Source organism: Paracoccaceae bacterium (genome assembly GCA_033344815.1).
In the GTDB taxonomy this organism is placed as follows: Bacteria; Pseudomonadota; Alphaproteobacteria; order Rhodobacterales; family Rhodobacteraceae; genus Roseobacter.
The window spans coordinates 3,829,148-3,855,208 of the sequence record JAWPMR010000001.1; the positions used below are offsets into that span (position 1 = coordinate 3,829,148).

Here is a 26,061-nt window from a genome sequence, read left to right on the forward strand (position 1 = left end):
TTTTGGCAATCTGAAAGAACAGACAATCCCTGTGACCGAGCGTATGAAGATCATCGCGAGCTTGATTTCTCTCTGGCCCTTTGGCGCGGCAAATTTTTCTAACCTCCATGCATACTGTCTAAAGCATAGGCAATCTCACTTTTGCTGTACGATCTGAGTTTCTTATGTGAGTGGATCAAACAGTCGCATATCTTCTGCGCAGAATTGGTGTAGGTCGGGACCATGGAAGAACAGTTGAAAGTCGCAATCATTGGCGCCGGCATGTCGGGGCTCACACTCGCGCAAGGTCTCAGCGGCCGGGCACAGATCGAGGTGTTTGACAAAAGCCGTGGTATCGGCGGCCGGATGTCGACACGGCGGTCAGAAGCCTATCGTTTTGATCATGGTGCGCAGTATTTTACAGCGAAGGGTCCGGATTTTCAGGCATTTCTGGCGCCTTTCCTAAGAGATGGGATTGTTGAAGAGTGGCGGCCCCGACTTGTCACACTGGGCTCGCCGTCGGTAACCCCTTCCGTCTGGACGGCGCCGCGGTACACAGCCGTGCCTGCCATGAACAGCCTGTGCAAGGCCATGTCCGACCCTGTCAAGATCACCATGCAAGCCGAGGTTTCCAGTATTGAACGGGCAGGTGACGGCTGGGAGCTGGTGGGAAAGGCGGGAGAGGATTTCGGGCGTTTTGATTGGGTTGTGAGTTCAGTGCCCTGTGTACAGGCCGCCCGGATCATGCCGCCAACGTTCTCTGGTCAGGAGGTCTTGGCAGCGACAAAAATGCAGGGATGTTACAGCCTCATGCTTGGTTTTGATCAGCCGCTGGACTTGGACTGGGACGCGGCGCGTGTTTCCGAGGGTCCATTGACATGGATTGCTGTCAATTCGTCCAAACCTGGCCGGACACATCCCCTGAACATCATTTGCCAAACATCCAATGAATGGGCGGAAGATCACCTCGAAGGCGATCAGGAAGCCGTAAAATCGGAATTGCTGGCGGCTTTCGCTTTGGCCACGGGGATGGATCCAGCGCAGGCTGGCTATGTCAGTTTGCATCGGTGGCGTTATGCCAATGTCGCCACGCCCGCAGGAATACCATATCTGATCGACCATGAACGCAAGCTCGCAGCTTGCGGCGATTGGACCGGTAAAGGCAAAGTAGAGACAGCGTTTGACAGTGGTTTCGCCTTGTCACGGGTGCTTGGCGACATGTTGACCTGAACGGATGCGTTCATTGGTCTTGCTCAGCAGAACCGCGCGTCGGCCATCACGGGAACATCCATTGGAAAAACTGGTGCGGACCGTGACTATTTTCGACCAAGTTATTGATTTGGAGCAAAGAGATAGACTTTTGTACACCCTTTCCAACATCTGCGCGGATGAAAGGCAGGTTTGTCCGGATAGTGTTGAAGAATTCGGTGTTTTGGCAGGTTTGACAGCTGTCGAGACTTGGGGTGACACGTCCCTTCTTCGTGTCGGTTCTGTTTGCGGGACCAGTTTTGCGAGTTTCCTGAGGTTTTGGGGAGCGGCTGCTAGCTGGAACTGTTCATATGCGCCTCTGGGTCCTCGCAGCCGCATCGTTGCGACACCGATGTATCGTTTCAGATGGGCGAAGAGAGTTTCGACCTTCCGCCTCTGGATGGACGAGGTCATGTAGGCGTCAGTTTTTCCGATATCGCGCGCGACGTCTCGGGCAGCTTCGTGCACAGAGCGCATGAGGCGTCTCCCGTGGTTCTTCGGGTAGCATTGCGGTTTCAAAGGGCATATGTCGCAGTCATGTTTGGAGGCGCGGTATCTGATGAAGCCGTCTTTGCCGCCATTTGCTTTTCGTGGCGTTGAGACGTTCCGACGATAGGTCTGCAACGCCTTGCCGCCCGGACAGGTGTAGCTGTCGGTCGCGAGATCGTAGACAAAATCTTCGCGTGAGAAGGTGCCGTCCGTCCGTTTCGATTTGTCCCAGACAGGAATGTGCGGAGCAATACCGCGCTCTTCCACCAACCACCCAAGCATCTCCGCTGATCCGTAGCCCGTATTGCCAACCAGCTTGCCTGGCGTCATGTCGAAGCGCTCGGTAATCCGGTCAATCATCCGGCGCACGGCAAAGGCTTCTGCGGTCCGGATCGGAACAGATGGCTCGACATCCACAATGACCGCATTGTCCAAATCCACCATATAGTTGGTGGAATAGGCGAAGAATGCGGCCCCATTATCCGCTCCGCTCCAGCGCGCTGCGGGATCAACTGGTGGGATGTATTTGGGAGCCAACTTGGTCGATGCGTCAAAAGCAGCGTCATCAAGGGTCTCAAGATATTCGTTGACGACACGAGAACTCGGGTTTTCTGGCAGACCATTCTGGCTATCAATGCCACGCGTCTGGCCCGCATTAGCGGGGATCAAGCTTGCATCAACGCCAAAGCTGCGGCCACCGACAAGGCCTTCATCCATCCAGCGCCGCAAAACTGTCTCGAACGAATGACGGAACAATCCGCTCTCCCGGAAACGGCCATGAAGGTTCTTTGAGAACGACGAATGGTCCGGAACTTGATCGGCCAGGTCCTGCTTGCAGAGATGGAGTAGGTGGGCGAGCCTTTGTGGTTGATGATGGCTCCATCAATTTGCTGATCGAAAAAAAAATGGAACATTATGTCGGGATCGACGCGTCTCTTGAGACCGTGAACGTTTGCGTTGTCGATGATGAAGGAACGGTCTGCCCTGAGCGTAAGATCGAGGCGGAGTCAGAGGCGATTATCGCGTTGCTGAAGAGTTTCGGGCATCCAATTATGAGGCTTGGCCTCGAGGCAGGGCCAACTGCTTCTTGGCTCTATAGCGAGTTGCAAATGGCTGGTCTGCCAGCAATCTGTATGGAATGCAGATATGTGAAAGCTGGACTTGGGGCAATGCGCAATAAGACGGATCGTAATGACGCACGTGGCATTGCGCTACTTTTCCGCCTCGGTTGGTTCCGTCGAGTCTTTGTCAAAAGTGAAGAGAGCTCAACGGACCCGGATGCTGCTCGTCAGCCGCAGTCATCTTTTGGGCAAGTCGCAGGACATCGAGAATTGTATTCGTGGGTCCCTAAAGTTTTTTTGGGCTCAGAACCGGTGCCATCACGAAGAGCGGTTTTGAAGGTCGTACCCTTGAACTTGTCACGGGTGACCAAAGCCTGATTGCGCTTGTGAAGCCGCTGCTACGTGCAAGACGTGCCATCCTAGAGGCGTTTGAGCGCCTCGACCGTCTTTGCATCCAGCTTGCTCGACGTGACCCGACTTGTCGGCGGTTGATGACAATTCCGGGAGTGGGTGTGATTGTCGCGCTTACTTATGTGACTGGCGTGGACGCCCCGGAGCGCTTCAAACGATCACGTGATGTGGGCGCCCATGTTGGACTGACCCAGAAACGATGGAGCTCGGGTCAAATTGACTATGATGGGAGGATCAGCCGATGTCGAGACGAGATGGTTCGGACGGCGCTTTATCAGGCCGCACATGTCCTGATGCATCATGGCGGGTGGTCTTCATTGCGGGCATGGGCCATGCGGATCGCAAAACGCCGTAGCGTGAAATCGGCCAAGGTTGTTCTCGCACGCAAACTGGCTGTCGTCATGCATTGCATGTGGTCTGACGGCACAGACTTCCGCTGGTCGGACCCGCAATCGCCTAACACACAATGGCAGTCGTCTAAATACACGACACTGAGATCCGCCTTCTGGTGGAACGTTGCGCCCGGGAGGGTGCGAGGGGCAGATGAGCCCGCATCGTTGGTTGCGACGGTGGGAAATTCACTACCAATTGCACGGCAAAGCTAGGCCGTCCGACCCTTCATACCCCATCCTGTCCGTCGACGTCGTCAGGCGTCGAGCACGAAAAGAAGCCTGAACCCTTTCGGGCGCAACCAAATCCCAAGAAGACAAAAAGGAGTTGACGAAACATGCCCACCTTAAGAAACCAGCGATAGGCCAGGTTCAAATGTACCTCTTCACAAAGCCGCCGCTCGGACCGGATGCCCTGACAATAACCCAACAACAGCATGCGGATCAGTAGCTCAGGATCAATCGAATGGCGGCCATGCGCGTTATAACACGGGGCCAGAAGAGGCCGCACATTTGTCAGATCCAAAAACGAACAATCCCACGCATCGGATGACCCTGCGGCACAAACTCTTCGATTGAAAACTCATAAAACAACGCACCTTGCGCCACCTGCCACGGTCCTATCATCGCCAATTCTACCGTCTCAAAACAAGTGAACCAGGGCTGTACGATCCAATCAACCAACTTGTCCAACAGTATCTCAGTGTAACAGGAATTCGCCTTGAGATATGTCGGCGAGATCGCATTGTCACCTGAGGCAAAGGGTGGCTGGCCCCCACCGTCTGGATGTCGGTGAGGGCTAGTTACCTGCAAGTCAGTCGATAATCGCGTTCAATGTTGGGGACGGACGCATCACCATCGCCGTTTTTGGCGCATCTGAGTGGTAGTATCCGCCAATGTCAGCTGGATTGCCCTGCGGGGCGGCAATTTCTGCTTGAATGGCGGCCTCGTTGGTTGCCAGTTTCTGAGCAATGGGCGCGAAGTGTTCGGCCATGTCAGCGTCGGCTGTTTGTGCTGCCAATGCCTCGGCCCAATAGCGTGCGAAGTAGTAATGGCTGTCACGGTTATCGGGCTGTCCGACTTTACGCCCCGGCGACTTATCATTGTCGAGAATCCCTTGCGTGGCCTGATCCACGGCATCGCCGAGAACTTTGGCTTTGGGGTTTCCTTTTACCTGCGCGAGGAATTTCAAGCTCTCTCCCAGGGCGCAAAATTCGCCAAGCGAGTCCCATCGCAAGTGGTTTTGCTCAACCAATTGCTGCACGTGTTTGGGTGCAGATCCACCAGCGCCGGTTTCAAAGAGGCCGCCCCCCTGCATCAATTTCACAATCGACAGCATTTTCGCGGACGTGCCCAGTTCCAGAATCGGAAACAGGTCTGTGAGGTAATCGCGCAAGACATTGCCCGTGACGGCAATCGAGGTTTCGCCTTTGCGGATCGTTGCGAAACTCACTTGCGTCGCCTCACGCGGGGCGAGGATCTGAAATTTGTCAGCAACACCTGCCGCCGCCAGTAGAGGTTTGACATAATTCAGCAGTTGTGCGTCATGCGCGCGGGTTTCATCCAGCCAGAAAATCGCCTGACATGCCTCCAGAGTTTGGCGATCAATGGCGAGTTGCACCCAGTCCTCGATCGGGGCCTTGCGGGTTGATGCAGACCGCCAGATATCCCCGGCCTCAACCTCATGCGTGTGCAGAATATCGCCATTGGCGGCAATCATGCGCACTGTGCCATCACTCGGGATTTCAAACGTTGTGGGGTGTGAACCGTATTCTTCGGCTTTTTGCGCCATCAATCCGATGTTCTGGACCGTTCCGGCCGTTGAGGGATCAAGCGCGCCGTTTGTTTTACAGTCATTTATGGCCTCATCATAAACTGCGGCATAAGAGCTGTCCGGAATGATACATGCCGTGTCGGCCTCGTTGCCGTCGGGTCCCCAGCCCTTGCCACCTGCACGGATCAATGCAGGAAGCGAGGCGTCAATGATGACGTCTGAAGGGACGTGAAGGTTTGTGATGCCCTTGTCTGAATTCACCATATACAGCGGCGGATTATCGGCCATGGCTTTGTCAATCGCCGCAAGAATTTCCGTCGCCTTCGGTGAGGCGGCAACGCTCTCCAAAACAGACCCCAAACCGGAATTTGCGTTCACCCCTGCGGCGGTCAGATCATCGCCGTATTGGTCAAACACAGGCTTGAGGAAAGCTTTGACCGCATGACCAAAGATGATCGGGTCCGACACCTTCATCATAGTGGCTTTGAGGTGGATCGAGAAAAGGATCCCGGAGGATTTGGTCGCTGCAATCTGATCCAACAAAAACGCGCTCAGCGCCTTGGCGGACATGAATGTCGCATCTACAACTGCGCCGGCGGGATACTCGACACCCTCTTTGAGCGTCGTGACAGACCCATCTTTTCCAACCAACTCGATGCGGGCGGCGCCGGCCTGCGCGGCGCTCAGTGTTACCGAGGTTTCATTTGAGCGGAAATCATTGGCCGCCATGGTTGCAACATGGGTCTTGCTGTCTGCGGACCATGTGCCCATCGAATGCGGGTTCGCTTGGGCGTAATTCTTAACGGCAGCCGCGGCGCGACGATCCGAATTGCCCTCGCGCAGGACCGGGTTCACGGCAGAGCCTTTGATCGCATCAAACCGCGCACGTACTGCTTTTTCTGCATCTGTTGTTGGTGTCTCAGGATAGTCTGGAATTGCATAACCTTGGGATTGCAACTCGTTCAACGCGGCAACAAGTTGCGGGACAGATGCAGAAATATTCGGCAGCTTGATCACATTGGCATTCGGTGTTTTCACCAATTCGCCCAACACCGCGAGATCGTCCGTCTGGCGCTGCGCTTCTGTGAGCCCCTCGGGGAAGGCGGCGATGATCCGCCCGGCCAGCGAAATGTCACGCGTTCCGACAGAAACACCTGCCGCTGCAGCAAAGCGCTGGATAATGGGCAAGAGAGATGCGGACGCAAGTTCCGGAGCCTCATCAACCTTGGTATATACGATGTCGGGATTATCCATATGTCATGCCTACCTTGATCTTTTGCAATTTCCCTATCCCCTAAACGACCATGGTTGTGAGGTCCACAGACCGGACGGCAGAAATTCACCGCTTTGCAGGATCAAACGGATCGGAGGCTGATGTAAAAATCGCCGTCTGAGCTGGATCAAGCCTTTTTTGAAAACGCGTCTTTGGCCGTGTGCAATCGGAGGTGGCGCATAAAGGCGCGCGCAATGCCGGATGTTGGCCTGTGATCGGGCGTGACAAAGTAACTGCGGTATTCGATCTGCGAGGCAAACGGTTTGAAAACCACATCATCGGATCGGTATTGAACCACCGGAAAGGGGTTCACGATTGTCAGACCAAGCCCTTCCTTGACCAGATCCACGGCTGCAAAGGACGTCGATGCCTCCGCCACAATGCGCGGCGTGCTACGGCATACATGCAAGACCCTTTCCAACTGCGCACGCCGTGCATGGCGATGGGTCAGGGCCACCAGCGGCTGACCATCGAGGTCTTCGGGGTTTATCGTGTCGTTTATTGCAAACGGGTGATCGTTGGGCATGGCGCAAACCGCGCTTGAACTCCGATAAGGAGTCAGTTTCACACCATCGCGCGACAGCTCAACGCCGGTCAGACCGATATCGAAGCGTTCTTCAAGGATGCCCCGGATAACGTCTTCGGATGGAGAAACCTCCAGGCTCACATAGAAATGCGGGTTTGTTTTCAGAAAGGTCGCAATGTGATGCACCAAAAACCGATGCGCGTAAGTGGGCGGCGCTATGATGCGCAACGTCTCTTGCGCCACCTCTGGCGGGCCATCGATGCGATCAAGCGCCTCAAACAAGGGATCAAGACGGCGGTTCATTTGGGCGGCTTCATTTGTCGGACGCAATCGCCCGGCGTCGCGTTCAAACAAGATGCGCCCGGTGCGGGCCTCCAGACTGGCAATCGAGCGACTCACCGCGGATTGGGACAGTCCCAGTCGAACAGCCGCCTTTGACGTTGTCCCGCTTTCCATCAATGCGCGAAGTGCCTGGTATTCTGGCAGGCTGTGCGTCGGTTTGTTTACCATTTTATCATCTGCAAGATTCTCATCAGGTAATGAGTAAATATCATGAACAAAAAGCTGGTCCATGAGAATTAGTGATATAAGGTGCGACAGTGGTCCTGGGGAAGTACATAGCGTGAGCATTCAAACCGCGCCCGCCATTTTTGACGGTCATAACGACGTTCTATTGAAACTCTACCGTGCCGGCGGCGCGGCGGCAGCAGAAACTTTTGTTTCGGGTCGCGACGGTGCAATTGACATTGGCAAAGCTGCTGCAGGCGGGTTTGGTGGCGGGTTTTTTGCTGTTTATGTGCCATCGCCCATCGATCTTGATTTCAAATTGGAAGAAATGGCAAAGCCGACATATGATTTGCCTTTGCCGGATCCCATAGATTGGGAAGATGCCTTCCCGGTTGTGATGTCACAGGCGGCGATCCTGTTTGATCTGGAAAAGCGGGGCGCGCTGAAAGTTTGCAAAACTGCAGCAGAAATCCGCGAAACACTCGGATCAGGCAAACTTGCCGCCATTTTCCACATCGAGGGTGCGGAGGCCATTGATGCCGAGTTGAACACATTGGAAGTGCTCTATCAGGCCGGGCTGCGATCCATCGGACCAGTCTGGAGCCGGTCAACGATTTTTGGTCACGGTGTACCGTTCCGGTATCCCGGCACGCCGGACATTGGCGGCGGCTTGACCGATCACGGGTTGCGGCTCGTGCGGCGTTGCGATGATCTGGGGATCATGGTGGATCTTTCCCATCTGAACGAAGCGGGTTTTTGGGACGTTGCGCGCCATTCAAGCAAACCGCTCGTGGCGACCCATTCCAACGTTCATGCCATATGCCCGCATAGCCGTAATCTGACGGATAAACAGCTTGCCGCGATCCGCGAAAGCGATGGTATGGTGGGTTTGAATTTTGCAGTGGCTTTCCTGCGGGACGATGGGCGGATGCTGTCGGATGTGCCGCTGGAACAGATGGTGCGCCACCTTGATCACCTGATTGAACATCTGGGCGAAGACCGGGTTGGGTTTGGATCTGATTACGATGGGGCGGTTGTCCCCGAAGATGTCACGACTTGCGCGGGCCTTCCTCGCTTGCGCGCTGTAATGGCGAAACATGGCTATGACGATGCGTTGATGGCCAAGCTTTGCCACGAGAATTGGCTGAGGGTGCTGGAAAAAACTTGGGGGGCATAACCCCAGAACGCCCGCAGAAAATAAACTGAAACGGAACAGGAGAGGTTCTAAAATGAATGCTTTTAACAGACTACTGACAAGTGCTGCGATCGGCCTTGCGGTCAGCGTCACGTCCTTTGCAGCCTATGCTGAGACGCCTGCAAATATGTTGGTTTTGGCCAACCGGATTGACGACATTACCACGCTTGATCCGGCGGAATCCTTCGAATTTGCAGGCTCCGACGTTAGCCGTAACATCTATGGCCGTTTGGTCAATTTTGACCCGATGGACCTTGATGCGGGCTATCAGCCTGATCTGGCCGAAAGCTGGGTGGTGAGTGAAGACGGCAAATCCATCACCTTCACCATGCGCGAGAGTGTCTCTTTTCACTCCGGTAATCCGGTGCGGGCAGAGGATGCGGAATTCTCGCTGCAGCGCGCGGTCATCCTGAATAAAACGCCATCTTTCATTCTGACCCAATTCGGATTTACGGCGGACAATGTCGCCGAAACCATCAAGGCGGATGGCAACACGCTGACGATCACCACCGACAAAAAATATGCGACATCTTTTGTTCTGAACTGTCTGACTGCGGTCATCGGCGGGATCGTGGACAAGGAACTGGTCATGGCTAACGAAGTTGACGGTGACATGGGGAACACGTGGCTGAAAACCAATTCGGCTGGTTCCGGCGCCTACAAGCTGGTCGGCTGGAAGCCAAACGAGAGCGTGACACTGGTTTCGAACCCTGATTTTTACCTCGGTGCTCCTGCGATGGAGCGCGTGATTGTACGCCACGTACAGGAGAGCGCGACACAGCGTCTGTTGCTGGAGCGCGGTGACATCGACGTGGCACGCAACCTGAACCCCGAAGACATCGCCGGTGCCCGCGAAGCGGACGGCGTTGCGATTGACGACGAACTGCGTGGCCGCTTGATGTATATTTCGGTCAACCAAAAGCACCCTGAACTGTCCAAACCGCAGGTCCGTCAGGCGATCAAGTATTTGGTCGACTATGAGGGTATGCAGAACAGCTTCCTCAACGGTCAATATACGATCCACCAGAATTTCCTGCCGCGCACTTACCTAGGGTCGGTCGATGAAAACCCGTTCTCTCTGAATATCGAAAAGGCCAAAGAATTGCTGGCCGAAGCGGGCGCAGGCGAGTTTGAGATCGAAGTCGGCGTTCGCGAGGCGCAGGAACGCATCGAGATTACACAATCGCTGCAAAACACCTTTGCGCAGGCGGGCATCACGCTGAACATCACCGTCGGCACGGCGAAACAGATCCTGTCGCGTTATCGGGCGCGTGAATTGGACATGTACATGGGTGCGTGGGGCCCTGATTATCCTGATCCCCATACAAATGCAGGCACGTTTGCATTTAACCCCGACAACTCAGATGAAGCGGGTGCAACAGGTCTGTTGGCATGGCGTAATTCATGGGACACGGACGGTCTGACCGAAAAAACAGCGGCCGCTGTTGTTGAAGGTGACCGGGATGTGCGCGCCGGGATGTATCAGGAAATCCAGGCTGAGTTCCGCGATGTCGCGCCTTTCACTGTGATGTTCCAAAAGATCGAACAAACAGGGCGTGCGGAGAACGTCCAGAACCTCAACCTGGGCGGCGCGATCACGTCCGTTTCTTACTGGCCCGTGACCAAATAAATGGCATTGACCGATAACACTTCGAAGGGGCGCCCGGTGGCGTCCCTTCCTGCGTGGCTGAAAACCACACTTTTGACGCTGGGTTCCATCGCGGTGACGATGCTCGGCCTCATGTTCATTACCTTCGTCATCGGTCGGGTCATGCCGATTGATCCTGTGCTGGCAATTGTCGGCGAACAGGCCAGCAAAGCGACCTATGACGCAGCTTATGAAGCCCTCGGCCTTGACCGTCCGATCCTTGTGCAATTTGCCATCTATGTCTGGGACGTGCTGCACGGTGATTTTGGCAACTCCCTTTTGACCGCACGCCCTGTGGCTGACGATATCGCGCGAGTTTTTCCCGCGACGCTTGAGCTTGCCACCCTAGGGGTCACCATGGGCATCGTTCTGGGTGTGCCACTGGGTGTCGTGGCGGCCGTGCGCCAGGGATCGTGGATTGACCAGATCGCGCGTGTCATCGCACTTGTGGGGTATTCCATGCCGATCTTCTGGCTCGGCCTCATGGGGCTATTGGTCTTTTACGGCATTCTGGGCTGGGTCGGCGGGCCGGGACGTGTCGGTATTTTCTATGTCGACATTGTCCCCAGCGTCACCGGCATGATCCTGATCGACAGCTTGCTGGATGGCAATTGGGAGGTGTTCAAGAACGCCTTTAGCCACATTATCCTACCCGCATCTTTGCTGGGGTATTACTCACTGGCCTACATCAGCCGGATGACGCGATCTTTCATGCTGGAACAGTTGAGCGCGGAATATATCACCACCGCGCGGGTCAAGGGCATGTCGGAATGGGACGTCGTCTGGAAGCACGCCTTCAAGAATATCCGCGTGCAATTGATCACCGTGATCGCGCTGAGTTACGCGAACCTGCTCGAAGGTTCTGTCCTAACCGAGATTATCTTCTCTTGGCCCGGCATTGGCAGCTATATCACCACGGCACTCCTCAGCGCGGATATGAACGCTGTTCTGGGCGGCACCGTCGTCGTTGGATTGATTTTCATCCTGCTCAACATCTTCTCTGACCTGCTCTACAAGGTCTTCGATCCGAGGGCCAAATAGATGGCTGATCAATCCCTGCGCGCGTGGCTCCTGACGGATACGCCAACATCGCGACGCCACGCCAAACTCTCTGCGCTCTATCAGGGCTGGCTGTCTTTTCGCAGCAATACCATGGCAATGATTGGATTGGCCATTTTGGTGTCTTTGGTTCTCATTGCCGCCGCAGCGCCCTTTTTGGCCCCGCATGATCCCTATGTTCAGGACCTGGGCAATCGGCTGGCACCACTCTGGAGCGAGGGGCATGTTTTTGGCACCGATAGTCTGGGGCGCGACATCCTATCGCGTCTGATCTACGGCGCGCGCATCACTCTTTACATCGTGGCGCTGGTGGCATTGATCGCACCTGTCGCGGGGCTTCTGGTCGGAACGGTCTCTGGGTATGTGGGAGGCTGGACGGACACGGTTCTGATGCGGATAACGGACATTTTTTTGGCCTTTCCCCGTCTGGTCCTTGCTCTGGCCTTTGTCGCGGCCCTCGGTGCAGGGATCGAAAACGCTGTACTTGCTATTTCATTGACAGCTTGGCCGCCCTACGCGCGCATTGCGCGTGCTGAAACTCTGACCATCCGATCATCGGATTACATCAGCGCGATCCAACTACAGGGTGCCGGCGCTTTGCGAATTATAACAAAACACATTTGGCCTTTGTGCATCTCGTCGTTGATCGTACGGGTCACACTGGACATGGCAGGCATTATTCTGGCAGCTGCTGGCCTTGGCTTCCTTGGCCTTGGTGCGCAACCTCCCAGCCCGGAGTGGGGTGCGATGATCTCTGAAGGGCGCCGTTTCATTCTGGATCATTGGTGGGTGGCCACCGTGCCGGGGCTCGCGATTTTTACCGTATCGCTAGCGTTCAACCTGCTCGGCGACGGGCTGCGGGATGTGCTCGATCCAAAGGCAGGTGAATAATGGCTGCGCTTTTGGACGTTGAAAACCTCTGGGTGAAATTTCCATCACGTCACGGCATTTTTGATGCGGTGCGTGGTGTGTCATTCACACTAGGTCGGGAACGGTTGGGCATTGTCGGGGAAAGTGGGTCGGGAAAGTCCATGACGGGGCGTGCCATCTTGCGCCTGATCCGGTCGCCGGGAATCGTCGATGCGGATCATATCAACCTGGACGGGGTTGACCTGCTGAAAAAATCTGAGAAAGACATGCGGGCCGTACGCGGACAGCGGATCAGCATGGTCATGCAGGACCCTAAATTCTCGCTGAACCCGGTCATGACGATTGGGGATCAGATCATCGAGGCCTATCGATTGCACAATGCGTCCTCCAAGGCGGATGCGTATAAAAAGTCACTGGAGATGCTGGAGGCTGTTTCCATTCGCGATCCTGAACGCGTGATGCGCGCCTATCCGCATGAAATGTCGGGCGGAATGGGACAACGGATCATGATCGCGATGATGCTGATTCCAAACCCTGAAATCCTGATCGCGGATGAGCCCACATCAGCGCTGGACGTCTCCGTTCAGCGCCAAGTGCTAGATATCATGGATAAGTTGGTAAAAGAACGCGGTATGGGCCTGATTTTCATCAGCCACGATCTCAATCTGGTCGCTGACTTCTGTGATCGGGTTTTGATCATGTATTCAGGACGTATTGTGGAGGTCTGTGATGCCGACAAGCTGCATGATGCGAAACATCCCTATACCCGTGGGTTGTTGAATTCGCTGCCGCGTCTGGACACGCCGCGGGCGCGCCTGGAGGTTCTGGAACGCGATCCTGCGTGGTCAGTGGCCGAGAGTGTGAGCGGTCGCATATGAAAATGCTGGAAGTCACGGGGTTGAACGTCTGGTTTGGGGCCCACCGCGATCGCGTGGATGCGGTAAAGGGTGCCACATTTGATGTGGCGCAGGGCGAGAGTTTTGGACTGGTGGGTGAAAGCGGGTCTGGCAAGTCAACGATCCTGCGCGCCATCACTGGACTCGCGCCAGATTGGTCGGGCGAGATTACGGTCGAAGACACCGCAATTGGAAAGACGCGCCCCAAATCGTTTTTCAAAACCGTTCAGATGGTGTTTCAGGACCCCTACGCCTCGCTCCATCCACGCCATTCCGTGGATCAGGTCCTTGGAGAAACTCTGCATTTACATGGGTTTCGTGACATCGACGCGAGAGTAGTTAAGTTGCTGGAAGATGTAGGCCTTGGGCAAAAATTCCGTTTCAGGTATCCGCATCAACTCTCAGGAGGGCAACGCCAACGGGTTGCAATTGCGCGGGCGCTTGCGCCAGAACCTGATTTGTTGTTGCTGGATGAGCCAACATCAGCTTTGGATGTTTCAGTACAAGCTGAAATTCTGAACCTTCTGGCGGATCTGCGGGCCGACAAGGGATTGACCTATTTGATGGTGTCGCACGATCTGTCGGTCATAGGGCATATGTGTGATCGCCTCGCCGTCATGAAAGATGGCGAAATTGTTGAAATCATGGATGTAGCAGCATTGCGCCAAATGGAAGCCAAACACACCTATTCACAGCAGTTGTTGCAAGCTTCCTTGTAAATTCCTCCCGGTATCGCGGTTTGGTTGCAGCGGCCCTAGATCGCGTGACAAGCCACCCAAAACCAGTACAATCCCAACGCGTCGGAGCAATCATCCAATTCCACGCACTTTAATGTTGTCACCAAGATATGCGCACAGCCCCGGTAAATCGAGCGGCCGCGAGAAATAGTAACCTTGCAAACGTTCAGCCCCAAGATCGGTCAGAACGCGCACCTGTTCAATGGTTTCCACGCCCTCGGCGATTATCTCGATGTTCAGTGCATTGCCAATTTCGATGATTGATCGAACCAGACGCGCGGCACTATTTCCCCTTTTGATTGGCATGATCAGCCGTTGATCGATCTTTAGCCGATCAGGATCAATCCTTTGAAGCGCAACAATCGAGGCCCGTCCGCTGCCGAAGTCATCCACTTCGAGTTTAATGCCCATATCACGCAGTAGATCGAGTTGCATGAGAAACGCTTCGCTTTCTTCCTCCAGAAAAATGGTTTCGAGCAATTCAAAAGAGACTTCCCCTGAATAAGCGGCCGCGATCTTCCGTATGCGCTGAATTTCTTCAAACTGGATTCGTTTCGCACTCACATTGAAGGAAAGGCTTGGCAATACTGCCAAACCGCTGAAGGCTTGTTCACACTCAGCGATCGCCTTCTCAAAAATCATCTGATCAATATCAGCCACAACATTCAGATCAGAGGCAACAGACAGAAACCGATCCGGTGTCAGGATGCCGTCCAATGGATGAAGCCAGCGCGCCAAAGCTTCTACACCAACGACCTGACCGGTCCGGGTATCAATCTGCGGCTGATAATAAGGTAAGAACTCGGCCTCTTCGAGCGCGCGCATGATATCATCCGCGAGCGCCTTTGTGTGCCGCATTTCTTCTATGTCTGCCTGGCTGAATATGGCCATCTGCCCGCGTCCCGCCCGCTTTGCCTTGTAGAGCGCGACGTCTGAATTTGTCAGTAAGTCATTTTCATCGGCCAATGGGGTCTGCGATATGCCTATAGATGCGCCAAACCGGCATTTACGCCCCTGAAAATATGACGGTTGGAACAAATCCTCCAGTAAGGATTGGGCCATCTTTTGAGGCTTGTCGCTGGCCTCGGCCTGCCACAGCAGTATTACAAATTCATCGCCACCAATACGGGCCACAACGTCTTGTGGGCCTACGTTGGCGCGAATACGGTTGGCGACATCGATCAAAACATGATCGCCGGCGGCGTGACCTATGGTGTCGTTGATTTGTTTGAAACGATCCAGGTCAATGTGCAAAGCGGCCAACTCGCCGCCTTCCAGTTTGCGTTTAGCTGACAATTCTTCAAATTTCTCTGACAGAAAACGCCGGTTGCCAAGGCCGGTCAACTGATCGTGCAAGGCTTTATGCGTAATTTGCTGGTTGGCTTCTTCGAGCTGCTTGGCATATTTTTCAAGCGCCCGGCGCTGTCTTACGGATTCAGTAATATTCAGCCTGAGCACCACAACTTCACCGTTGTCGGCGCGCGACCTGATGATGCGGTAGTGGACGTCGTTGGCAAATTCGAACTCTTCCGCGTCGAGATTAGCCATCTCCGGGGCATTATATTCTTTCAACCATTCGGCCTCTCGCCCTTTGGCTGCTGGCACATGACCATTTCGTACGGCCAATTGCAGAACTTCGTTAACGCTCATTCCGACCGAAACATCATTGGGATCCTCCGTGAGGGTGGAGGCAAAAGCCGGATTCCAGGTCAAGAGTTTCAGATTGTTGTCATAGATCGCGAACGGGTCCGGAAAAGCGTTGATGGCAGAGATCAGGCGATCTTGTGTTTCTTCCAAAGCGCGGCGCTGTCTGACAAGTTCCGTCGTATCAAGGCGTACGATGACAAGGTCGCCATTGGACGATCGGGACCGCAAAATCCGGTGATGGGTATCGCCCGCGATCTCGATGTCTTCGATGGCGCGGGTGCGTTTTGCGGAGCGTAACATTTCCGTCAACCATGCGTCTTCGCGTCCAAAAGCTTCGGCAAAGCGACCGTTTTTCAGACCGACGCGCATAACGTTCTCCAGCGACATTCCTACTTCTAGGTCGTCAGGAGTATCCGTCAGGGCTGCGGCGTAACTATCATTCCAGACCGCAAGTTTGGAATTGTGGTCGTAAATACAAAAAGGCGCGGGATAGGCACCAATAGCTGACAGCAGGCGCGCCTGCGTCTCTTCGGCATTCCGCTTCTGGCGCACGAGTTCGGTGATATCCAGCCGTATGACGACCCAATCCCCATTCTCCGCTTTACTGCGCAACATGCGATGGTGGATGTCACCTGGCAGTTCCAGGTCTTCACTCGCCAGCGCAAAACGGTCGGGATCAAGCAGTCGATTAAAGAGCACGTCGCGACCAGCGGGCGGCACGATCATGCGGCCACTGTCAAAAGCTTCATTCAGCGCGTCACGAATGTGCATGCCGGGTTTGATGGCATTTGGTCTTGTGGACATCGAATTTCGGTAAGCGGTATTGCAGATCACCATTCTCATGTCTTTGTCGTAGATGACAAACGGTTCCGGATAGGCATTCATCGCGGACAACAGCCGCGTTTGTGTGTCCAGTAACTCGTGGAAGGTGCGATCTTTTTCGACCAGTATCTGGTTGCGCTCGGCCAACGCGCGCGCGGCTTCCTCTTCGCGATCCATGAGTTCGGAAATATCGCGAAAGACCGCGCAACTATAGCGTCCTTCGGTTTCTTCGTCCTCTACAATGAAAAAGGACAGGCTGGACCAGAATTTGTGGCCGCTGGCGGTTACACACCGAGCTGTTTCAGTAAAATGTTTAGCGCCGGATCGATGCCATTGCGCGACGGACTCGATAAATTCGTCCCAATGCTCCGGGTCGTGAACGATGGAAATCGACTGCCCAATAAGTTCCTCGACCTCGTAGCCAAAGAGCCTCGCATAAGCCGGATTCACATAGACGAGTTTAGCGCTCTTTTCCTCGCCTGGAATGCGATGGCTCACGGCAACCGCGTCCTGCGTTAGTAACAGGAAATCTTTCAAGATTTCAGAAAGTTGCATCCGACCGCCTTCGATTCGCTAGCGGCAGAGTACAAAAGATTGGTTACTTGAAGGGTAAAGCTCGGGTTTGATTAAATTCGAGAAGGACATGGGAAAATCGCCCTTAAAGAGCGTATTTCTCAAAGAAAAGACCGCCCGCAAAACTCTGGTTGCCAACATCTTTGGGGGCCTTTCGATAAAATCGATCCTGCTTCAAACACCCTATTGGCAAGGTTTCTTTTGTGGTGGAACGGGGAGGAAAAAAGGCCAAGAGGTCATGACCCGCATCAGTCCAGAACGAGCCGCACGGGACAAACCGCAAAAAAACAACCCGTGGTGACGCAACCCGCGGCAGGTTATTGCGACAGGCCTATTCAGCAGCGACGTCAATCTCTATAAAACGTGCGACTTTTTGTGCAAGCGCGTCCCAATCGGTGAATTCCTGTTCATCCACGGATGGGTCGTATTCTTTGCCCCGCAGAACAACATGGCGAAGCACTTGCATTGCGTAGTAGTCATAATGATGCGAGCGCACCGCGCCTGCCACCAACAGTTCTGCGGTAGGGGCGAATTTTGTGCGCATTTTCAGTTCGGTAACGTATTCCTCAGCCTCTTCGAGACACTCTTCAAAAGCGGCGCTTAGGCTGACGGACAGCAGAAGCGTGTCGCATTTCGCCAGGTCCTCGCGATGCGCTGACAGAAACACTTCAAACGTTTGCGGGTGTCTGCGTTCATGTACGCACGCCGCCAGGATGACTTTTTTGACGCCTTCAAAGGAGACTTGCGCAGTTCTTTCCGCCGTATCGGCAACTGTCACCTCTTGCCCCAAATCCTTGAGCTGGCTTTCAACCGCGCGCGCAATTTTCCCGGTTTGACCCTCAACGGTCGCATAGATTATTAGAACGGACATGGCAGCCTCCTGTGTATACCGGAAAAGCTCGGCGGCGGCTCGGGCGAGACCAGGACTCCGGCAAAGTCTTGGCACAGTGCCGCTCAATCAATTCTGTCGAAACACTAACCTGCGCGCTCGATGCGCGCCTTGTTTTAGATCAAAGAGCTTGTGTGTTTGAAAACTGGCGCTTCATCGCTTGGGGCAAAGCAATGCTATTTTGTGGCTATGCCTCGTGCCGCCTTCTGATCGACCCAGCCCGACCTGGCAACGTCAGTGTTGCATCCCCACGGGGCATCTGGCTGATCAGCTTGCCTTTGGCGACGACAAAAAGGCGATTTGACCGCAATCTCAGGGCTTCAATCGGGTCACTTGCATCCAAGACAACCAATGAAGCACAGGCGCCCACATAAAGACCATAATCCACCAGCCCCATGGTTCTGGCATTGTTGATGGTTACCATATCAAAACAACGCCGCATCTCTGCAGGGCTGGTCATCTGCGCCACATGCAGGCCCATGAAGGCCACGTCCAGCATGTCCGCCGTGCCGAGCGAATACCATGGATCCAGCACGCAATCCTGCCCCCAACCGACATTGATACCCATTGCCTGCATTTCCTTGACACGGGTCAGGCCGCGCCGTTTTGGGTAGGTGTCATGACGGCCCTGCAAAACGATGTTGATCAGCGGGTTGGGTATGGCGTTAATTTCCGCCTCTGCCATAAGTGGCAACAATTTCGAGACATAATAATTGTCCATGGAGTGCATCGAGGTCAGGTGTGACCCGGCAACTCGCCCGTTAAGGCCCAGGCGCTGCGTTTCACAGGCAAGGGTTTCGATATGGCGCGACATGGGATCATCTGTTTCATCGCAATGCATATCCACCTGCAAACCGCGCTCAGCGGCGATTTCGCAAAGTTCGCGCACTGATGCGGCGCCATCCGCCATCGTGCGTTCAAAATGCGGGATGCCGCCGACCACGTCCACGCCCATATCCAACGCGCGGATGGTGTTCGCGCGCGCCGTTGGATCGCGGTAAAACCCGTCTTGTGGGAAGGCAACGAGTTGCAGGTCAATGTAGCCTTTGACCTTTTCGCGCACCTCCAGCAGGGCCTCAACGCCGAGTAACCGATCATCGCACGTGTCCACATGGCTGCGGATTGCCAGAAGCCCCATGCTGGCGGCCCAGTCGCAATAATCCAGCGCGCGTGCCACCACATCCTCGTGGGTCATGACCTTTTTGAGTTCACCCCACAGGCCGATCCCTTCGAGCAGGGTACCCGACGCGTTGATACGAGGTTGGCCATAAGACAGGGTGGCATCCATGTGAAAATGAGGATCGACAAAAGGTGGGCTGACCAGATCGCCGCTGGCGTCGATGACCTGACCGGCCTCAGCATCGGTCAGATTGTCGATAGCGGTGATCCGGTCTCCGGTGATGCCAATGTCAGCGCGCGTGCCATCTGTGAGCGTGCCGCCTTTGATAATCAGATCGAACATCAGCGTTCTCCCTTGTTGAAAGGTACCATCAAAGCCGCCGGTACTTCAGCACGTCGCGACACCAGAACCAATGCCATGATGGACAAGACGTAAGGTGTCATCAGGAATATCTGATAGGGGACGGCGGCCCCGAGGCTGGTTTGTTGTACGCGGATTTGCAGGGCGTCAAAGGCGGCAAATAGAACCGCGCCCATAAGCGCCTTGCCCGGTCGCCAAGCGCCAAAGACGACAAGCGCGATGCAAATCCAGCCGCGTCCGTTGACCATTTCAAAGAAGAAACTGTCAAAAGCGGACATTGTCAGGAAGGCGCCGCCTACGGCCATGAACCCGCTGCCGATAATTACCGCACCCATACGGATGCCGGTGACAGACAAGCCCTGTGCGGCGACGGCGGACGGGTTTTCGCCCGCCGCGCGCACGGCCAGTCCCAATGGCGTGCGATAGAGCGTGTAGCTCACGACCAAAACGAGGACAAAAGCCGCATATGTCAGAGGGGTTTGATTGAAAAGTGCGGGTCCGATCAGGGGGAGTTCGGACAGGCCGGGGATCGGATAGGGCTGGAAGGCCTCGATCTTGGGAGGGCTGGTGACCTCTGGCAGTGCGAGCCGATAGGCATAGTAGGTGGCGGAGGTCGCGAGCAGCGTAATACCCAGTCCGACGACGTGTTGTGACAGACCAAAGGGCACTGTGAGCGTGGAATGCAGCAGGCCAAACAGCATGCCGACCGCCATGGCGACCGCAACGCCCATCCAAAGCCCGGTGCCGGAATAGACGGCCATCCACCCGGCAAAAGCGCCTGCGACCATGATGCCCTCAATCCCGAGGTTCAAAACACCGGCACGCTCGCAAATCAGCTCTCCAAGTGTTGCGAAGATCAACGGGCTGGCGATGCGGATCGCAGCAGCCCAAAAGCTGGCGGAGAGGAGGATGTCGAGAAGTTCCATCTCAATCCCTCACAACGCGAAAGCGGGTCAGCATGATGGCGAGCACCATCAACAACAGGGCCGTGGCGAGCATGATATCGGCAAGATAGGTGGGCACATTTGCGGAACGGCTCATGCTATCGGCCCCAACGAATATACCCGCCACAAAGAGTGCGGCGAATATGACGCCGATGGGATTTAACAGCGCCAGCATGGCGACGATGATGCCCGTGTAGCCAAAACCCGGAGACAGATCGAGTGTCAGGCTTCCTTTGAGGCCGGCGACCTCGGAAAACCCCGCAAGCGCCGCCAGACCCCCTGAGAGGAGGGCGGTTTTGACAAGCACGGTGTTGACCGGGATACCCGCAAATCGCGCCGCTTCGGGGTTATTTCCGACCGCGCGCATTTCATATCCCAATGTGCTGCGTGTCTGGATGATCCAGACCAAGATGGCCGACAAAATGGCAAGACCAAAGCCCCAATGCAGCCGCAAGCCATCGACGATGCGTGGCAGGCGCGCCTCTTGCAGAACCCGGGCGGATTTGGGCCAGCCCATGCCCATAGGATCTTTGAGCGGACCTTCGAGCAGCATGGAGATGAACAGTAGGAAAATGAAATTGAACAGCAATGTCGTGACTACTTCGTCCACGCCAAAACGGGTTTTGAGAAGGGCAGGTACCAACAACAAAAGCGCGCCCGCAACAATTGCGCTCAGCGCCAGCAGCGGGAGCAAAATCGGGCTGGGCCAGGCGATCACGCCCGTGCCCAGAACCACAGTGATCAAAGCGCCCGCATAGAGTTGCGCCTCAGCACCGATGTTCCAGAACTTGGCGCGAAAGGCGACGGCTGCGGCCAAACCGGTAAAGATCAACGGTGTCGCCCGGTTCAGCGTTTCAAGAAGCGCAAATTTGGATCCGAATGCGCCGTTGATGATGAGCCCCAAGACAGAGAACGGATTGCCGCCAGCCACCATCGCGAGCAGCGAGGCGATCACAACTGTCGCGGCAATGGCGATCAAGGGCAAGCCAAGGCGACGCGGCAAAGTGGGATTGGCGATGGGTTCAAGACGCATGAGCATCCTCCTCAAACCCTTGTCCGGCCATCCAAATGCCGAGGTCCGCCGGTGTCATCTCTCCACGTGCAAATTCCGGTGAGACCCTGCCATCAGACATGACATGGATCACATCTGACAACGCCATGATTTCATCGAGGTCTTCGGAGATCAAAAGCACGGCCGCCCCGGCGTCGCGTGCTGCCAGCAACTGGCTGTGCACGTAGTTGACTGCTCCAATATCAAGGCCGCGCACCGGCTGATTTGCCAGGATGATCTGCGGCGCCGCTTCGAGCACCCGGCCCAGAATGAGTTTTTGCATATTACCGCCAGAGAGCAGGCGGATGCGGGTGTCCGGGCCAGGACATCTGACGTCGTATTTTTCGATGATCTCTGTCGTGTACCTGCGTGCTGCGGGCCAATTGAGCCAGCCGGATTGGCTGAAATCTGGGGTGTTGTAGCGTTCCAGTATCGCATTTTCGGTCAGGTCGAAATCAGCGACTGTTCCGGTCTTATGGCGATCTTCTGGAATCCGTGCGATGCCTTGAGCAACGGCGTCTCGTGGTGTCCAGCGGGTTGGCTGCTTGCTGTTCAAAGTCAACGTGCCAGACGCGGGGCGAGACATTCCCCCTACAAGATCGGCCAGAGCGGATTGCCCATTGCCAGAGACACCGGCAAGGCCGGTCACTTGACCCGCGCGCAAGCCAAGCGAAACGTCTTTCAGGCCTGGCGCGTTTCCCATGTTTGGGGTATTCACCCGGTCCAATTGCATCAAGACGTCGCCGGGTGTCGCAGGGGCAATCTGGGGTGGGGCGGAGCTGGTCCCCATCATCATGGCCGACATGGCTTTGGGATCAGTGTCGCTGGTTTCGACTTCTCCCACCAACTTGCCATGGCGCAAGACGACCACGCGGTTCGAAATCGCCATGACCTCATGCAGCTTATGGGAAATGAAAATGATCGACAGGCCATTGGCGATTGCTTTTCTCAGGGTGGCGAAAAGGTCATCGGTTTCCTGTGGGGTCAGCACGGCTGTAGGCTCATCAAGGATCAGGATTTTGACATCGCGGTAGAGGGCCTTGAGGATCTCTACGCGCTGGCGTTCGCCAACAGAAAGCGCGCCGACCCGCGCGTCCGGGTCGACCTTAAGTTGAAATCTGTCGGAGAGTTCCGCAATCCGGTCCCGCGCCACCGAAGCGGATGAGCGCAAAGAGAAAAGCGGCTGCACCCCCAGCGTGATGTTTTCCTGAACGGTCATATTACCCGCCAGTGTGAAATGCTGGTGCACCATGCCCACGCCTGCATCAAGCGCCGCGCGCGGGTTCCCCGGTACAAGCGTTTGGCCAAACACCTCGACGCTCCCGTGATCCGCCGTATATTGGCCGAACAGGATATTCATCAATGTTGTTTTGCCAGCGCCATTTTCGCCCAAAAGGGCGACGACCTCACCCCGGTGCAGGGTCAGGCTGATTGCGTCATTTGCAACCAGCCTGCCAAACGTCTTGGTGATGTCTTGCAGGCGAAGAACTGCGTCCTTGCCCATGTCAGATCAGGACGATTTGGGTTCTTCGTCATTGATCGTGACCGTAAATGCGCCTGATTTGATCTCCTCGGTGCGTTGGGTCACAAGGTCCATGGCCGCAGCGGGCACCTTGCCCTCAAAGGTTCCCAAAGGCGCAAGAGATGTACCGCCCTGGTTCATGAACGAATAGATGCCATAGTCGGCCGCAACAAAGGACCCGGCCTGTACTTCGGCGATGGCCTTGTCCAATGTCGGCTCGAAATGCCAGATCGCAGAGGCCACGACCGTTTCTGGATAATCGCTTTGCGTATCAATCACATTGCCAATGGCGAGGATGCCCTTTTCCTTGGCTGCGTCAGATACGCCGAAACGTTCCGCATAGAGCAGGTCTGCGCCGTTTTCGATCATGGCAAAGGCGGTTTCCTTGGCTTTGGGTGGATCAAACCAGCTGCCGATGAAGCTCACCTGAAAGGTGATGTCGGGGTTCATTTCCAGCGCCCCGGCCATGAAGGCATGCATCAGGCGGTTGACTTCGGGGATCGGAAAGCCGCCAACCATGCCGATATTGCCGCTTGTGGTCATGGACCCTGCGATAATGCCCGACAGATAGGAGGCGTCCTGAATATAGTTGTCAAAAACTGCGAAATTCGGGAGCGCTGCATCTTCTTTGAAGCTTGATCCCATCAGGAAGGCCACATTCGGATATTCGGCAGCGACTTCGCGTGCTTCCTGCTCAGCGCCAAAAACTTCACCAATGATCAACGTGTTGCCAGCTTCGGCATATTCGCGCAGGACCCTTGCGTAATCCGTGTTCGAAACGTTTTCCGAAAAGCTGTAGCTGATGTCGCCACGTTCCTGCGCTGTCAGGGCTGCCTGGTGAATCCTGCTGACCCATTGTTGCTCTACAGGTACGGTATAAATACCGGCTGTCTTGATCGGGTCGGCTGCCAAAGCGCGCGATGTGCCTAACCCACCTAGCAACAGGGCGGTTCCTGCCGTTGTGGCCATAAAGTGGCGGCGGTTGATACGGTGATGTGGTTTCATTTGGTCGTCCCCCAGTTGTTCGCGCAATCAAGCACAAATATTTACCACTTGGTCAAGGACCAATGGTTTGCCCGATGTCGAATGATCAGATCGATTTAACAAACTGCATCAAAGGCGGGCAGGGGTCTTAGAAACCCATCGCGGACCCGTCTTTGCGCGGATCAGACCCGGCAACATAGCCACGTCCGTTCAACCGCGCAATCAGCTGCGCACCGCCGAAACCAAATGCATTGTCAGGCGCTTCCATAGACAGCTCGTGACCCAAAGCCCGCAATGCCTCCAGCGTTTTGCCCGGCAAACTGGTCTCGCAGGCAACCCCCAAGCCATCCGTCACACGCCAGCGCGGTGCATCCACCGCCATCTGCGGATCCTGACCAAAAAGCTGAGTCCGCAGAACCATCTGCACATGCCCCTGCGCCTGCATCGGCCCACCCATTACACCAAAACTCATCTGTGGCCCGTCCGCTCCCATGAGAAATCCGGGAATAATCGTGTGGAACGGGCGTTTGCGAGGCCCAACACAATTCTGGTGATCCGGGTCCAAAACAAATCCAGCCGCGCGATTTTGCAAAGATACACCCGTGCCCGGGACGACGACGCCAGACCCAAAACCTGCATAATTGGACTGGATAAAGGACACCATCATGCCGGATGCATCCGCTGCCGTCAGATAAACTGTGCCGCCTTGCTTCGGCGCACCAGCCCCGAAGTTCGTGGCGCGGGTCAGGTCAATTTCGCGCGCACGCGATGCCAGATACCCATCATCCAGCATATCTTCCACTGTGATGTTTTTCATGTGATCGAGATCCGCGACATAGCTTTCAGCATCACGCAGGGCGAGCTTCATAGCCTCGATCTGCAAATGCAGCGCGCGTGGATCGTCTGCGTCCATATCGCGGATGTCGGTTTGTCCGAGAATACCCAATCCCATCAGAGCGGCGATCCCCTGACCGTTGGGTGGAATCTCGTGCAAGGACACATCGTCGAAGGATTTGCAGATGGTGCCGCACCAATCCGCCTTGTGGGTCGCCAGATCATCTAGAGACAGGGCGGCGTCATGCTGTTCTGCGTAGGCGACAATCTCCTCGGCGATATCACCCTCGTAAAAGGCACGTCCCTTGGTCTCCGCGATCAGTTTCAGTGTGCGCGCGTGGCCGGGGCTGGAAAAATACTCTCCGGCGCGGGGCGCGCGTCCGTCTGGCATGAAGGTCTGCGCAAAGCCGGGTTGGTCGCCCAATTGTTCAGCCGCGCGTTGCCAGAGGGTCGCGATGATGGGTGATACCGGAAAGCCACGCTCGGCATATCCGACAGCGGGCTCGAAAAGGGTCTCGAAATCGAGTTTGCCAAAACGGTCGGACAGTTCAACCCACGCGGAAATCGCGCCGGGAACCGTGACACTGTCCCAGCCGCGGAAAGGCATGTCTTTCCGGCCCGCGAAACGCTCAGGTGTCCAACCCGCAGGTGAGCGACCAGAGGCATTTAACCCGTGCAATTCCTGACCGTCCCAAAGGATTGCAAAGGCATCTGAACCGATGCCGTTTCCGGAGGGTTCGACCACAGTTAGCGTGATTGCGGCGGCCAGCGCCGCGTCCACCGCGTTGCCACCCCGTGCCAACATTGATACCCCAGCCTGTGCTGCAAGGGGATGTGACGTCGCGACCATGTTGTCAGCAGCAACGGCAGAGCGGCGAGACGGATAGTGGTGGTTTGAACGAAGATGCATCTGTTTCTCCAAAGGGCGCGCGCGATTTAGCCCGTTGGTGCCTTTTCCTGGCGGGATAAGCAAGGCAGCCGATGCGGTCCGCTTGAAAACCTTGCCGCGTTTTACCCATGTTTGCACATGGGAACGCGGAGCGGCAAGATTGCCTGCTGTATTGGAACCCGGCGCAGAGAACAAAGTTAAGCTGCGGAAATGCATTCACAAATGACCGGGTGAAGCGTTTTGGGTGTCATGGTTTGGACCTCAACCGATGCAAGATGGATCTCGGTTTTCAGGTGGCGTGGAATAATCGCGTCGTATGGTTCCGGACAGCTCAGGATTGTTTGTACCGCATGGTTGTGTCTTG

At 55.5% G+C, this 26,061-nt stretch carries 19 protein-coding genes and 2 pseudogenes; 9 read left to right on the plus strand and 12 right to left on the minus strand.

Annotated features, from left to right (window positions below; all coding sequences use genetic code 11):
- Positions 1 to 222 precede the first annotated feature (222 nt).
- Positions 223 to 1,209 (plus strand): NAD(P)-binding protein, encoded by a 987-nt coding sequence (locus R8G34_17875; protein ID MDW3224721.1) that lies wholly within the window; start codon positions 223 to 225, stop codon positions 1,207 to 1,209.
- Here the strand turns inward: R8G34_17875 and R8G34_17880 are convergent.
- Positions 1,180 to 2,472, minus strand: a complete 1,293-nt coding sequence (locus R8G34_17880; protein ID MDW3224722.1) for a transposase — start codon at positions 2,470 to 2,472, stop codon at positions 1,180 to 1,182. The two genes, R8G34_17875 and R8G34_17880, sit on opposite strands and share 30 nt — an antisense overlap.
- Before the next feature lie 149 nt (positions 2,473 to 2,621).
- On the opposite strand from R8G34_17880, the pseudogene R8G34_17885 reads away from it, so the two are divergent.
- Positions 2,622 to 3,628 (plus strand): annotated as a pseudogene (locus R8G34_17885) (IS110 family transposase).
- 289 nt (positions 3,629 to 3,917) lie between these two features.
- Here R8G34_17885 and R8G34_17890 read toward each other — a convergent pair.
- The 3 genes and pseudogenes from R8G34_17890 to R8G34_17900 all read right to left on the minus strand — a co-directional run bounded on the left by R8G34_17890 (position 3,918) and on the right by R8G34_17900 (position 7,660).
- Positions 3,918 to 4,204: pseudogene (locus R8G34_17890) on the minus strand (transposase).
- 187 nt (positions 4,205 to 4,391) lie between these two features.
- Entirely contained in the window at positions 4,392 to 6,605 is a 2,214-nt protein-coding gene (locus tag R8G34_17895) for an NADP-dependent isocitrate dehydrogenase (protein MDW3224723.1), read from the minus strand.
- Between the two features lie 146 nt (positions 6,606 to 6,751).
- On the minus strand, positions 6,752 to 7,660 hold the full coding sequence (locus R8G34_17900; protein MDW3224724.1) for a LysR substrate-binding domain-containing protein: 909 nt from the start codon (positions 7,658 to 7,660) through the stop codon (positions 6,752 to 6,754).
- A 118-nt stretch (positions 7,661 to 7,778) separates the two neighbouring features.
- Between R8G34_17900 and R8G34_17905 the strand changes: the two genes are divergently transcribed.
- Genes R8G34_17905 through R8G34_17930 form a run of 6 tightly spaced genes read left to right on the plus strand, consistent with a single transcriptional unit; the run spans position 7,779 to position 14,044 of the window.
- The gene (locus R8G34_17905) at positions 7,779 to 8,834 is read left to right on the plus strand and encodes a dipeptidase (protein ID MDW3224725.1); all 1,056 of its coding nucleotides are present in this window, start codon (positions 7,779 to 7,781) and stop codon (positions 8,832 to 8,834) included.
- Between the two features lie 52 nt (positions 8,835 to 8,886).
- Positions 8,887 to 10,482, plus strand: coding sequence for an ABC transporter substrate-binding protein (locus R8G34_17910; GenBank protein ID MDW3224726.1), 1,596 nt, complete (start codon positions 8,887 to 8,889; stop codon positions 10,480 to 10,482).
- The gene (locus tag R8G34_17915) at positions 10,483 to 11,541 is read left to right on the plus strand and encodes an ABC transporter permease (GenBank protein ID MDW3224727.1); all 1,059 of its coding nucleotides are present in this window, start codon (positions 10,483 to 10,485) and stop codon (positions 11,539 to 11,541) included.
- The gene (locus R8G34_17920; GenBank protein MDW3224728.1) at positions 11,542 to 12,450 is read left to right on the plus strand and encodes an ABC transporter permease; all 909 of its coding nucleotides are present in this window, start codon (positions 11,542 to 11,544) and stop codon (positions 12,448 to 12,450) included.
- Positions 12,450 to 13,307, plus strand: a complete 858-nt coding sequence (locus R8G34_17925; protein MDW3224729.1) for an ABC transporter ATP-binding protein — start codon at positions 12,450 to 12,452, stop codon at positions 13,305 to 13,307. Before R8G34_17920 ends, R8G34_17925 begins: the two co-directional genes overlap by 1 nt.
- Positions 13,304 to 14,044: an ABC transporter ATP-binding protein gene (locus R8G34_17930; GenBank protein ID MDW3224730.1), complete on the plus strand. Its 741-nt coding sequence runs from the start codon at positions 13,304 to 13,306 to the stop codon at positions 14,042 to 14,044. Before R8G34_17925 ends, R8G34_17930 begins: the two co-directional genes overlap by 4 nt.
- Before the next feature lie 90 nt (positions 14,045 to 14,134).
- Here R8G34_17930 and R8G34_17935 read toward each other — a convergent pair whose 3' ends face one another.
- Complete coding sequence (locus R8G34_17935) at positions 14,135 to 17,086, minus strand: EAL domain-containing protein (protein MDW3224731.1); 2,952 nt, start codon at positions 17,084 to 17,086, stop codon at positions 14,135 to 14,137.
- Between the two features lie 88 nt (positions 17,087 to 17,174).
- Here R8G34_17935 and R8G34_17940 point away from each other — a divergent pair, with 88 nt between their 5' ends.
- A complete protein-coding gene (locus tag R8G34_17940; GenBank protein ID MDW3224732.1) occupies positions 17,175 to 17,405 on the plus strand; it encodes a hypothetical protein in 231 nt (76 codons plus the stop codon).
- A gap of 30 nt (positions 17,406 to 17,435) precedes the next feature.
- Here R8G34_17940 and R8G34_17945 read toward each other — a convergent pair whose 3' ends face one another.
- The 7 genes from R8G34_17945 to R8G34_17975 form a co-directional block, all read right to left on the minus strand.
- The gene (locus R8G34_17945; protein ID MDW3224733.1) at positions 17,436 to 17,975 is read right to left on the minus strand and encodes a flavodoxin domain-containing protein; all 540 of its coding nucleotides are present in this window, start codon (positions 17,973 to 17,975) and stop codon (positions 17,436 to 17,438) included.
- Positions 17,976 to 18,180: 205 nt separating this feature from the next.
- On the minus strand, positions 18,181 to 19,455 hold the full coding sequence (locus R8G34_17950; GenBank protein ID MDW3224734.1) for an amidohydrolase family protein: 1,275 nt from the start codon (positions 19,453 to 19,455) through the stop codon (positions 18,181 to 18,183).
- Positions 19,455 to 20,399 carry an ABC transporter permease gene (locus R8G34_17955; GenBank protein MDW3224735.1) on the minus strand — a complete coding sequence of 315 codons (945 nt, stop codon included), beginning with the start codon at positions 20,397 to 20,399 and terminating at the stop codon, positions 19,455 to 19,457. The genes R8G34_17950 and R8G34_17955 overlap by 1 nt, the downstream gene beginning before the upstream one ends.
- Before the next feature lies 1 nt (position 20,400).
- Complete coding sequence (locus R8G34_17960) at positions 20,401 to 21,450, minus strand: ABC transporter permease (protein MDW3224736.1); 1,050 nt, start codon at positions 21,448 to 21,450, stop codon at positions 20,401 to 20,403.
- Positions 21,440 to 22,972: an ABC transporter ATP-binding protein gene (locus R8G34_17965; GenBank protein ID MDW3224737.1), complete on the minus strand. Its 1,533-nt coding sequence runs from the start codon at positions 22,970 to 22,972 to the stop codon at positions 21,440 to 21,442. Before R8G34_17965 ends, R8G34_17960 begins: the two co-directional genes overlap by 11 nt.
- Positions 22,973 to 22,978: 6 nt before the next feature.
- A complete protein-coding gene (locus tag R8G34_17970; GenBank protein MDW3224738.1) occupies positions 22,979 to 23,995 on the minus strand; it encodes a BMP family protein in 1,017 nt (338 codons plus the stop codon).
- A 127-nt stretch (positions 23,996 to 24,122) separates the two neighbouring features.
- Entirely contained in the window at positions 24,123 to 25,718 is a 1,596-nt protein-coding gene (locus tag R8G34_17975; protein ID MDW3224739.1) for a gamma-glutamyltransferase family protein, read from the minus strand.
- Between the last annotated feature and the right edge of the window lie 343 nt (positions 25,719 to 26,061).